Consider the following 10,737-nt stretch of genomic DNA (forward strand, 5'->3'; position numbering starts at 1 on the left):
CCAGCAGCACGGTCCCTCCGCCGCCGAGGGCCGCACCGAGCCCCAGGCGCAGCAGCTGGCGACGGCGGAGGGGACGGGGAGCTCAGGCATGGGCCCGACCCTAAAGCTGGCCGCAGAGGCGATCACACAGCAGGGCCAGATCCTGCGGATCGCGTCCGAGGCGCTGCCACAGCAGGGCCAGGCCACCGGCACCCACGCCCTCCTTCACGAAACCGCGCTCGTAGTCACGCAGGGGCTCGCTGCGGCAGCGGTGGAAGCGCAGCGCGGCCACCTCCAGCCGCGGCGACACACCCCAGCGGTGGCCGATCCGCTGCAGCAGCAGCGCCAGATCACTGCCAGCCTCCTCCGCCACCCAGGCGGTGGTGGCCACGCTGGCCGCAGCGGCGATCCGGGGTCGTTCGAACGGCGATGCCAGCGCCAGGGCCAGAGCCAGCACCGCCGCCATCTGGCTGCCACCGGCAAGCAGCAGCGGCACCCCCCGCACCCCGGCCTCCAGCACCAGCCCGGCCGCCAGGGCCTGCATCGGATCACCCACGGCCGCCAGCACGGCCAGCGGCGCTGAATCGCCCGCCCCACCCGCCGCTGTCGCCGGGCCGAGACGGGCCGCCGCCAAACCGCGGGCCACCAGCTCGGCCTTGAGGCCATGGGCCGGGGTGGGCAGACTGCCGCTCACCAGCCCGGTCGCCGCCACCCCCAGCCCCACCAGCACACCCAGGGCGGTGCTGGTGCCACCGGGCACGCACTCGGCCAGCAGCAGCGGGCGATGGCCCTGCCAGCCGCGAGCCCAGCGGCGACCCCATTGGCGACCCCGCTCCAGCAGGGCCGTGACCCGCGCCGGGGCCATGGCGCGCCCACTGCTGAGGCAGGCCGCCGGGCCCCGCCCTTCCGGCCCTGGCAGGCGCAGGTGGGGGAACGGCAGGGGCCACGGCGCAGCCGAGGTCGACCACCTGCAGGCGATCGAGCAGCCCCAGCCCGCTCAGCACCGCGTGGCTGATCAGGGCCGGGCTGACCCCGGCCGGCAGGGGAGGCAGGGCATGGGGACGGAACGCTGCCGGGCCCAGCAGCAGCAGCTCGGCGTCGGCAGCGGCCGTCTGGCGGCGGGATGCAGGGGTGGTGCCGGCGGCCGAGATGCCGGGCACCGCGGCGGTCTCGGTGGCGGCGAGCAGCAGCAGCACGCCGCTTCGCTGCCAGTCGGGTCCGCTCACCGCAGGGCTCAGAGGGGATCGAGCGCGACCAGAGCCCGCAGAGCCCGGGGCGGCTCGGGGATGGGACTCCCCAGTCGCCCGAAGATCCAGTAGGCAATGGCATGCAGCGCCAGAACCATCACACCGTTCTGCAACCACACCAGCAGCACCGCCGCCAGCTGGACGACACCCAGCTCGACGCTGCCCGTGGGCAGGAGCGTGGGGCCGAGCAGGCCAGCGAGGCGCTCGAGCAGGCCCGCGGCGGCGGTGGTGACCACCACCCAGAGGTTCTCACCCACCAACACCGACAGCACCAGCACACGCACCAGGAAGCCGGCGGTGCCGATCAGACTGCCGACGGCCCAGCTCTGCCACCAGCCGGCGCGCCGACGCCAGCACCAGCCCAGCCAGAGGGCCAGAAAGCCATAGGGGAAGAGCACCAGCGGCCCGCGGATCGGCCCCATCAGGGCCACCAGCAGCAGGGCTGTCACCGCCAGGCCTTCCACGGCGCAGCGCCAGCCGTGGCGCAGCTGGAGCAGGGCCAGGGGCAGGGGCAGGCCGAGGCGGAACAGGGGGCTGCCCACCGGCAGGTAATAGAGCGCCACCCAGAGCAGGCCCGTGGCCGCGGCCAGGTAGGCCGTGTCCATCAGTCGGTAGGCCTGGGTGCGCGTGAGGCGCTGGCCGGAGCCGGGGTCGGGGGTCGCCATCAGCGCGGCGCCGGCGCGGCGTGGCAGCGGGGGTGGCGGCCGCCCCCGCGGCTTCGCCGCCGCGCACCCGTTCGATCATCTCCACCTCGAAGCTCACCCCGGCAGCCCGCAGGGCCTCGGTGACGGCTTCGGCCGGCGCCGACGGATCGGCACCGGGCAGCCGCAGCACCAGCCGATAGGGCGCCGGGGCAGCGGAGGGCTTGGCCGCCGGCGCGGGCAGCTTCGAGGCGGCGGCTGGGGTGGGCCTGGGCTGCGCTGCGGTGCGATCCGATGGAACAGACGTCGGCTGAGGCTGAGCAACCGGCAGAGCGGGGCCGAGGAGGCAGCCGAGGGGTTGGCCGCGGCCGGCCGCGGCGGCTCTGGGCTGGCCTGCGGCGCCGAGAAGCTGCGCGAGAGCTGGTCGCCGAAGGGTGTGCCGCTGCAGCCGCTCAGGACCAGGCCAAGCAGCGCAAACACCACGGGCCACCTCCGTGCCATCAGCTGTCGGCCGCCTTGATGACGCGCACGGCGCTGGCCCGCAGGCGGMCACTCTTGGTGGTGGCCGGCGCCTTGCGGGCCGCCGGCTTGGCGGCGGCGGGCTGGCGAGCGGAGGGCTTGCGTGCCCTGCCCTTGGCCGTGCCGGAGGCGGCCTTGGCGGCCAGCAGCTCCACCGCCTGCTCGAGCGTGATCGTGTCGGCCGTCACCCCCTCCGGCAGGGACGCATTGACCTTGCCCTGCTTGACATACAGCCCGTAGGGGCCATCGAACAGCTGGATCGGATCCTCACTGCCCTCGGGCAGGCCCAGATCGCGGAGCGCGGTGCGTCCGCCCCGGCCGCGCTTGGGCATCGCCAGAAGTTCCAGGGCGCGGTTCAGACCCACGGAGAGCACATCGTCCTCGGCTTTCAGGGAGCGGTAGTCCTTCTCACCCTTGGCCCTGTGGTGCACCACGTAGGGCCCGAAGCGGCCAAGCCCCGCCTCCACCTTGCCGCCGTCGGGGTGCTCACCCAGGTGGCGCGGCAGGCGCAGCAGACCCAGGGCATCCTCGAGCGTGAGCTCTTCGGCCTTGAGCCCCTTGGGCAGGGAGGTGCGCTTGGGCTTGGGGTTGGCGTCGCTCACCTGGCCGCGCTGCAGATAGGGGCCGTACTGGCCGAAGAGCAGATACACGAGCTCGCCCGTTTCGGGATCCTCCCCGAGGGCTTCAGGCCCCTCGGCCTTCTGCCTGAGGATCAGCTCGGCCTTCTCGGCATCGAGATCCGCCGGGGTGATCTCCTGGGGCAGGGTGGCCTTGAGCAGCTCCTCGGTACCGTCGTCGGCCACGCGCTTGGTCTCCAGATAGGCCCCGAAGCGGCCGATGCGCACCACACAGGGGAGACCTTCGAGCTCCACGGTTCGCGACATACCGGGATCGATGTCACCTTCACGCTGAGCCACCTGGTTTTCCAGGCCCGTCTCGCCCTTGTAGAAGCTCTCCAGGTAAGGCAGCCAACGCGCCTTGCCGGCGGCGATCTCATCGAGGGTGCCCTCCATCCGGGCGGTGAAACCGGTGTCGACGAGGTCGGGGAAATGCTCCTCCAGCAGAGCGGTCACGGCGAAGGCCGTGAAGCTGGGGGTGAGGGCGTTGTTCTGGAGCGTGGCATAGCCCCGATCCACGATCGTGCCGATGATCGAGGCGTAGGTGGAAGGCCGACCGATGCCCTCCTTCTCCAGCATCTTCACCAGGGCGGCCTCGCTGTAGCGGGCGGGCGGCTGGGTCTGGTGGCCGAGGGCCTCCACCTCGCGGCAACCGGGGCAGTCGCCCACCTTCAAGACCGGCAGCAGCACCTCCTGACCCTCCAGGGCCGCATCGGGATCATCGGAGCCCTCCACATAGGCGCGGAAGAAGCCGGCGAAGTCGATCCGCTTGCCGCTGGCACGGAAGGCCGCGGTGCCGAGCTCGCCCCCATCCACCTCCAGATCCACGCTCAGCATGGTGAGGCGGGCATCGGCCATCTGGGAGGCCACCGTGCGCTTCCAGATCAGGTCGTAGAGGGCCAGGTCGCGGCCTTCGAGGCCCGTGGCCGCAGGATCGCGGAAGCTCTCGCCGGCGGGGCGGATCGCCTCGTGGGCCTCCTGGGCGTTGCGGGCCTTGGTGGAGAACTGGCGCGGGCTGGGGCTGAGATAATCCTTGCCGTACTTGGCACTCACACAGTTGCGGGCAGCGCCGATCGCCTGCTCGCTGAGATGCACCGAGTCGGTGCGCATGTAGGTGATGAAGCCGCGCTCATAGAGCCCCTGGGCGGTGCGCATCGTCTCGCGGGCCGAGAGCCGCAGCTTGCGGTTGGCCTCCTGCTGCAGGGTGCTGGTGGTGAAGGGGGCCACCGGCTTGCGCACCGTGGGCTTCTCCTCCACCGCCGCCACGCGCCAGGGTGCCGCCAGGACGGCCTCGCGCAACCGGCGGGCCTCGGCTTCCTGCAGGAGCCGCACCGTGCTGCCGGCCTTGAGGCCGCCGGTGTTCTCGTCGAAATCGCTGCCGCCGGCGATCTTCACGCCGCCGAGATGGCTGAGCTTGGCCTCGAAGCCACTGCCGCCCTGCTCGAGCCGGGCCTTGAGGTCCCAGTAACTGCCGCTCCTGAAGGCCCGGCGGGCCCGCTCGCGCTGCACCAGCAGGCGCACCGCCACCGACTGGACGCGGCCGGCGGAGAGCCCCCACGCCACCTTCTTCCAGAGCAGCGGCGACAGGGTGTAGCCCACCAGCCGATCGAGGATGCGGCGGGTCTCCTGGGCGTGCACCAGCTCCATGTCGAGCTCGCGGGGTGAAGCCAGGGCCCGGCCGATCGCCTCCTTGGTGATCTCGTGAAACACCATCCGCTTGACCGGCACCTTCGGCTGCAGCAACTGCAGCAGGTGCCAGCTGATCGATTCGCCCTCCCGGTCCTCGTCGGTGGCCAGCAGCAGCTGATCGGCGCCCTTGAGGGCCTCCTTGAGCTCCTTGACCACCTTCTTCTTGTCCTTCGGCACCACGTAGAGGGGCTCGAAGTCGTTGGCGGTGTTCACGCCGAGGTTGGCCCACTTCTCGCCCTTGTGGCCCGCCGGGATCTCGCTGGCGTTGTTGGGCAGGTCGCGCACATGGCCCATCGAGGCCTCCACACGGAAGCCACTGGGCAGGAACCCGCGGATGGTGCGGGCCTTGGTGGGGCTCTCGACGATGACGAGGGTGTGCGCCACAGGCAGGCGGGAAACCGCTTCCCTCTTTATCGCACCGCCGGTCCGGCGGTGGCGCCGAATCAGGCGCCACCGCCGCTACAGTCAGCGCCACAATCCCTGGCCAGGCAAGCTGCTGCGATGGTTCTGCTCGGCGTTCTCCTCTCCGTTGCCGCTCCTCTGGCCGCCGCCAGCGCAGCTCCACAGACGGGTCCCCTGGTCGATGCGATCAGCTCCGGCGNCGGCACCGCCGGACTGAATCTGCAGCTCAACGCGGCAGCGATCCTGCCCGAAGCTGCCGTGCTGCTGGCTCTGGTGGCCTGCCTGCTGGTCGATCTGGCCGGCGAGGAAGCCGCCAGCCGCTGGGTGCCGCCCTTCTGCTACGCCGGCCTCGGCGGAGCCCTTGCCCTGCTGGCGCTGCAGTGGAACAACGCCCAGCTGGAGCCCTCCTTCCTGGGATCCTTCCTGGCCGACAATCTCGCCATCGCCTTCCGGGCCGTGGTGGCGGCCTCCACCCTGATCTCGCTGCTGCTCAGCTGGCGCTACGTGGAACGCAGCGGCACGCCGGTGGGTGAATACGCGGCGATCCTCCTGGCGGCCACCCTCGGGGCGATGTTCCTCTGCGGTGCCACCGACCTGGTGAGCATCTTCGTATCGCTGGAGACCCTTTCGGTCGCCAGCTATCTGCTGTCGGGCTACATGAAGCGCGACGCCCGCAGTTCCGAGGCGGCCCTCAAATATCTCCTGGTGGGATCGGCAGCCGCCGCCGTCTTCCTCTACGGGGCCTCGCTGCTCTACGGCCTCACCGGCGGAGCCACCGACCTGGCAGCGGTGGCGGTGGCGCTCCAGACCAGCGCCGCGCCGGTCGCCGCCCTGTCGCTGGTGTTCGTCCTGTCCACCGTGGCCTTCAAGATCGCCGCGGTGCCCTTCCACCAGTGGACCCCCGACGTCTACGAGGCTCGCCCACACCCGTGGTGGCCTTCCTGTCAGTGGGATCGAAGGCCGCGGCTTCGCCCTGGCGCTGCGCATCCTGGTGGGCTGCTTCGAGAGCTTCGATGCCCAGTGGAAACTGCTCTTCACCGTGCTGGCGATTCTCAGCATGGTGCTCGGCAACGTGGTGGCCCTCGCTCAGACCTCGATGAAGCGGATGCTGGCCTACAGCTCAATCGGCCAGGCTGGCTTCGTGATGATCGGTCTGGTGTGCGGCACTGAAGACGGCTATGCCGCCATGGTTCTCTACATGGCCGCCTACCTGTTCATGAATCTGGGCGCCTTCGCCTGCATCATTCTCTTCTCACTGCGCACCGGTTCCGACCGGATCAGCGATTACGCCGGCCTGTACCAGAAGGATCCGCTGATCACCCTGGGCCTGAGCCTCTGCCTGCTTTCGCTGGGCGGCATCCCGCCGATGCTGGGCTTCTTCGGCAAGATCTACCTGTTCTTCGCCGGCTGGGCCGACGGCCATTACCTGCTGGTAGTCGTGGGGCTGATCACCTCAGTGGTGTCGATCTACTACTACATCTCGTGATCAAGATGATGGTGGTCAAGGAGCCGCAGGAAGCCTCCGACGTGGTCAAGGCCTACCCCCCGATCAACTGGTCGTTGCCGGGCCTGCCCCCCCTGCGAGCCGCGCTGGTGGGATGCGTGATCGTCACCGCGATCGGCGGCATCCTCTCCAGCCCCCTGTTCACATGGGCCAGCGACGCCGTGGCCGGCACCCCGATCCTGCAGGCGGCTCTGAGCTGAAGCCTTGAGGCAACCGGTCGCGGAGCTGATCCAGGTCGACAAGGTCTACGGCAGCGGTGAGACCGCAGTGAAGGCCCTCGACCAGCTCAGCCTCTCGGTCCAGCGGGGTGACTATCTGGCGGTCATGGGGCGTCGGGCTCCGGCAAGAGCACGGCGATGAACATCCTCGGCTGCCTGGACCGGCCGAGCGGCGGCAGCTACCGGCTCAACGGAACGCCGGTCGAAACGCTCAACGACGACCAGCTCGCCGATCTGCGCAACCGGGAGCTGGGCTTCGTGTTTCAGCAGTTTCATCTGCTGCCCCAGCTCACGGCCCTGGAGAACGTGATGCTTCCCATGGTCTATGCCGGGGTGCCGGCCGCCGAGCGGCGACAGCGCGCTGAAACAGCCCTGGCCCGGGTCGGGCTCGCACAGCGGCTGCACAACAAACCCAACCAGCTCTCCGGCGGTCAGCAGCAGCGGGTGGCGATCGCGCGGGCAATCATCAACCATCCGGCCATGCTGCTGGCCGATGAGCCGACCGGCGCTCTCGATTCACGCACCACGGCGGAAGTGCTGAACATCTTCGAGGATCTGCACCGTTCCGGCATGACGGTGGTGATGGTGACCCACGAGGACGACGTGGCAGCCCGCGCCGAGCGGATCGTGCACTTCCGCGACGGCCGGGTTCTGGACTGAGCGGGAGACGGGGTCGTCGGCCTCCTGCCGTGACCAGGGCGGACACCCTCAGCCCGCCCTGGGGGCGGGGCGCTCGAGGCTGCTGAGCAGCTGACCCATCAGCAGTGCGATGGCATCGCTGCCGCTCTCGCCGGGTCCTGGATCCAGGTCGCCGGGATCGACGGCCACCCAACCGCCATCCTGTGGCAGGCGCAACTCGAAGTGGAGGTGGGGTCCGGTGCTGAGACCGGTGCTGCCGACGCGGCCGATCACCTCTCCCTGACGCACCCGAGCGCCCGGCTTCACGTAGAGCTCGCTGAGATGGCCGTAGAGGGTGCGACGGCGCGGGGAGTCGTGCTCGATCTCGATCGCCAGGCCATAACCACCGGCCAGGCCGCTGCTCACCACCCGACCGGCGAGAGCCGCCACCACCGGCGTACCCTCCGGCGCCGCCAGATCCTGGCCGGCATGAAGCCGCCAGATACCGAGGATCGGATGCAGACGGAAACCGAAGCTGCTGCTGGCGAAGGCCGAGCCGATCAGCGGGAACAGCAGCCGGCGGTTGCCGTTCCCGGCGATGGGCGACGGCCGGGGCGTCACGCCGAACACATCCTCCAGGCGGAAAGTGCCGCCCCCGCCCGCCAGCAAGGCCGACACCGGCACCGTGAGCGGCGGCAGGGGCCTGCCGTCGCNNNCCAGTCGCGTGGGGCTGCCCCCCTCTGCCGTCAGCTCCTCGGTGGTGGAGCCGAACGGCGCGGAGCGGCCACGCCAGCGCACCACCACGCCGGTGCGACACTCCTGCACCGAGAGCGCGCCGCTGCGGCAGGCCTGCTGATGGGCGGGCACATCGATCGGCTTGAGGCCGGTGGCGCTGCGGATGCGGGCACGTTCAGCGGGCGTCACCACCCATCGCGCACCAGCGCATCGAGGGAGGCATCAAAACGGGTGGCCGGTCCCGCCTGGGGCAACTGCTGCGGCGGCCGCAGCACCCCTGGCGCAGCCGCGGGCGGTGGGGGGGCTTCCTGCGAGGCCTCCGGTTCGGCCATGGCCAGGTTCACCCCGAAACCTGCGTCACACGCCAGAGCGGCCGCCCAAGCCACGGCGATCGTCCTGGCGGTCGCAGCGATCGGGCTCGATGCCATCGATGCCAGTCACAAAGACGTTCAATCGTAGTCAGGGAACGCGGTCGCCAGAAGCACAACCCGACTCCGGATCGGTGCCGAGGTCAGAACCGCAGCAGGGTGCGTCGCGCCTCCCCGCGTTGGAGCAGCAGGCCACCACTGAGGCTGAGACCGCGAACCTGCCAGCGCCGGTGGTCATGGGTCCAGCCATCCGCCGGCACCCACAGGCGGGCCTCGGCTTCGCGGCGAATGCACTCGGCGGCATCGACCTGCGCGGCAGCCCAGCTCAGGCCGGCCAGCACCAGCGGCTCCAGTCGCGCTGGGATGGCGCCGGGATGGAAGCGGCGGCGGTGCGCTGGCCCACCGAGCCGGCGGGCCAGGGCCTCAGCCAGACCGATCGCTCCGGCGGGAACACGGTTGACACCGTTGAGACCCACCCCCACCTGAGCCCAGCGGATCGCCGTGCCCCGCCAGCGCACGCGCGGCAGCACCCCCGCCAGCTTGCGGCCCTCCAGCAACAGATCGTTGGGCCACTTGATCCGGGGCCGCAACCCCAGCCGCTCCAGCTGCAGAGCCAGACCCACGCTCGCCGCCAGGGCCAGCGGGGCCGCCGACGGCGTGGCCGACCAGGGGAAGGCCGCGCTCAGCCAGAGACCGCCGGCGGGCGAGTGCCAGATTCGCCCCTGCTGGCCCACCCCGAAACGCTGCCGCCGGGCCACCACGCAAAGGCCAGGGATCTCCCGGGCAGGCCCAGGCCCCGCGCCTCGCGGACCGCCAGCCAGCGGGCCAGTTCGATCTCGGTGCTGGCGCACACGCGCAGGCGGCGCAGCCGCCAGGTCAGAGACGCTGCAGCCACGCACCGATCCGCTCGGCCCCCGCCAGCAGCTCCGGCAGCGGGTGCACGAGTGCCAGCCGCAGCCAGCCCTCGCCGCCCGGTCCGAAGCCGCTTCCGGGGGTCAGCGCCACCCCCGTGGCCTCAAGCAGCGCAGCGCAGAACCTCTCGCTGCCCAGCCGCGGCGCCGGCCGGCTCCGGCAGCGCCAGCCACAGATACAGCGCCATCGAGGGGCGGCGCACCGGCCAACCCACCGCCTCCAGGGCCGCGGCCATGCCATCGCGCCGCTCGCGGTAGGTGGCGCGGAGCCGCTCCGGCCAGTCGGGGCCTGCTCCAGCGCCGCCACCGCACCGGCCTGCAGAGCGAGCGACTGATTGAAATCCACCACGCCCTTGAGCTGGCGCAGTGCCGTGATCAGCCATGGGGCACCGATCGCGAAGGCCAGCCGGTAACCGCCCAGACACCAGCTCTTCGACAACGAGAAGAACTCGATGCCGCACTGCCGCCAGTGGGGATGGCGCAGCAGCGCCGGCGCCTCTCCCTCGAGCGCCAGATCCACGTAGGGGTTGTCGTGGGCGAGCACGATGCCGTGCTGCAGGGCCTTCGCCACCGCCTCATCGAGCCAGGCCTGCTCGCCGGTGGTGGCGGTGGGGTTGTGGGGGAAGCCCAGCACCATCAACCGGATCGTCTGCCAGGCCGCGGCATCGAGGTGCTCGAAGCGCGGCCGCCAGCCCGAACCGGCATCGAGGGGAAGCAGCACCGGCTCTGCCGAGGCCAGGTTCAGACCGCCCATGTGGGAGGGGTAGTAGGGATCGAGCAGCAGGGCCCGATCGCCTGGATTCAGCACCGCCAGGGGGAGGTGGGCCGTGCCCTCCTGGGACCCAACCAGCAGCAGCACCTCCCGCTCCGGGTCCACGGCCACGCCGAAACGGCGCCGGGCCCAGGCGGCCGCCGCCTCGCGGAAGGGCAGGGTGGCGGCGTGCAGGCAGTAGGCCGCACTCTCGGCCCTGCCCAGGCCCGCGGCGATGGCCTCGATCGCGACGGGCGGAGGCTGAAGATCGGTGGAGCCCAGGGAGAGATCCAGCAGCGGCGGCATCCCCTGATCGGCCGCCAGGCTGGCGTAGGCCGCCTTGCGCTCGTCGTTGCGGGCGAAGACGCCGCTGCCCAGTCGGGCGAGGCGCTCAGAGATGGGCATCCAGGAAGGCCTTGAGCTGGGGCTGGGCCATGGCACCTTCATGGCGGGCCAGCTCCTGCCCCCCCTGGAAGAGAACCAGGGTGGGCAGGCCCTGGATGCCCATCCGGTCGCGGCAGGTGGGGGTTCGGRTCGG

At 71.1% G+C, this 10,737-nt stretch carries 8 protein-coding genes and 4 pseudogenes; 5 read left to right on the forward strand and 7 right to left on the reverse strand.

What is annotated here, in order from left to right:
- Positions 1–100 precede the first annotated feature (100 nt).
- Entirely contained in the window at positions 101–844 is a 744-nt protein-coding gene (locus SYNGFB01_RS08230) for a hypothetical protein (RefSeq protein WP_235300049.1), read from the reverse strand.
- A 369-nt stretch (positions 845–1,213) separates the two neighbouring features.
- The gene (locus tag SYNGFB01_RS08235) at positions 1,214–1,891 is read right to left on the reverse strand and encodes a DUF2232 domain-containing protein (protein ID WP_048017666.1); all 678 of its coding nucleotides are present in this window, start codon (positions 1,889–1,891) and stop codon (positions 1,214–1,216) included.
- A 32-nt stretch (positions 1,892–1,923) separates the two neighbouring features.
- On the opposite strand from SYNGFB01_RS08235, the gene SYNGFB01_RS14625 reads away from it, so the two are divergent.
- Complete coding sequence (locus SYNGFB01_RS14625) at positions 1,924–2,070, forward strand: hypothetical protein (RefSeq protein WP_161795874.1); 147 nt, start codon at positions 1,924–1,926, stop codon at positions 2,068–2,070.
- A 297-nt stretch (positions 2,071–2,367) separates the two neighbouring features.
- On the opposite strand, the gene topA is transcribed toward SYNGFB01_RS14625, so the two are convergent.
- Positions 2,368–5,076 carry a type I DNA topoisomerase gene (gene topA / locus SYNGFB01_RS08240; protein ID WP_048017667.1) on the reverse strand — a complete coding sequence of 903 codons (2,709 nt, stop codon included), beginning with the start codon at positions 5,074–5,076 and terminating at the stop codon, positions 2,368–2,370.
- Between the two features lie 588 nt (positions 5,077–5,664).
- Between topA and SYNGFB01_RS15915 the strand changes: the two are divergent.
- From SYNGFB01_RS15915 to SYNGFB01_RS08250, 4 genes and pseudogenes are all read left to right on the forward strand, one after another.
- Positions 5,665–6,012 (forward strand): annotated as a pseudogene (locus tag SYNGFB01_RS15915) (proton-conducting transporter membrane subunit); the annotation flags it as partial.
- A gap of 121 nt (positions 6,013–6,133) precedes the next feature.
- Positions 6,134–6,580 carry a proton-conducting transporter membrane subunit gene (locus tag SYNGFB01_RS15920; protein ID WP_255347544.1) on the forward strand — a complete coding sequence of 149 codons (447 nt, stop codon included), beginning with the start codon at positions 6,134–6,136 and terminating at the stop codon, positions 6,578–6,580.
- An 8-nt stretch (positions 6,581–6,588) separates the two neighbouring features.
- Entirely contained in the window at positions 6,589–6,798 is a 210-nt protein-coding gene (locus tag SYNGFB01_RS15430) for a hypothetical protein (RefSeq protein WP_235300050.1), read from the forward strand.
- 4 nt (positions 6,799–6,802) lie between these two features.
- Positions 6,803–7,476 (forward strand): annotated as a pseudogene (locus SYNGFB01_RS08250) (ABC transporter ATP-binding protein).
- Positions 7,477–7,524: 48 nt separating this feature from the next.
- Here SYNGFB01_RS08250 and SYNGFB01_RS08255 read toward each other — a convergent pair.
- The 4 genes and pseudogenes from SYNGFB01_RS08255 to SYNGFB01_RS08270 all read right to left on the reverse strand — a co-directional run bounded on the left by SYNGFB01_RS08255 (position 7,525) and on the right by SYNGFB01_RS08270 (position 10,707).
- Positions 7,525–8,501: pseudogene (locus tag SYNGFB01_RS08255) on the reverse strand (M23 family metallopeptidase).
- Positions 8,502–8,680: 179 nt separating this feature from the next.
- Positions 8,681–9,298 (reverse strand): biotin--[acetyl-CoA-carboxylase] ligase, encoded by a 618-nt coding sequence (locus SYNGFB01_RS08260; RefSeq protein ID WP_053068403.1) that lies wholly within the window; start codon positions 9,296–9,298, stop codon positions 8,681–8,683.
- Positions 9,299–9,413: 115 nt separating this feature from the next.
- A pseudogene (locus tag SYNGFB01_RS08265) lies at positions 9,414–10,604 on the reverse strand (aminotransferase class I/II-fold pyridoxal phosphate-dependent enzyme).
- Positions 10,591–10,707 (reverse strand): thioredoxin family protein, encoded by a 117-nt coding sequence (locus SYNGFB01_RS08270; RefSeq protein ID WP_369795524.1) that lies wholly within the window; start codon positions 10,705–10,707, stop codon positions 10,591–10,593. Before SYNGFB01_RS08270 ends, SYNGFB01_RS08265 begins: the two are co-directional and overlap by 14 nt.
- Positions 10,708–10,737: the final 30 nt, after the last annotated feature.

The organism is Synechococcus sp. GFB01 (genome assembly GCF_001039265.1).
Taxonomy (GTDB): domain Bacteria; phylum Cyanobacteriota; class Cyanobacteriia; order PCC-6307; family Cyanobiaceae; genus NIES-981.

Excerpts from the sequence above, each read along its gene's own strand:
- SYNGFB01_RS08270 (WP_369795524.1), bottom strand. The coding sequence starts at position 10,707 with ATGGGCATCCAGGGCCTGCCCACCCTGGTTCTCTTCCAGGGGGGGCAG.
- SYNGFB01_RS08230 (WP_235300049.1), bottom strand. The coding sequence starts at position 844 with ATGGCCCCGGCGCGGGTCACGGCCCTGCTGGAGCGGGGTCGCCAATGG.
- SYNGFB01_RS15430 (WP_235300050.1), top strand. The coding sequence starts at position 6,589 with ATGGTGGTCAAGGAGCCGCAGGAAGCCTCCGACGTGGTCAAGGCCTAC.
- SYNGFB01_RS08235 (WP_048017666.1), bottom strand. The coding sequence starts at position 1,891 with ATGGCGACCCCCGACCCCGGCTCCGGCCAGCGCCTCACGCGCACCCAG.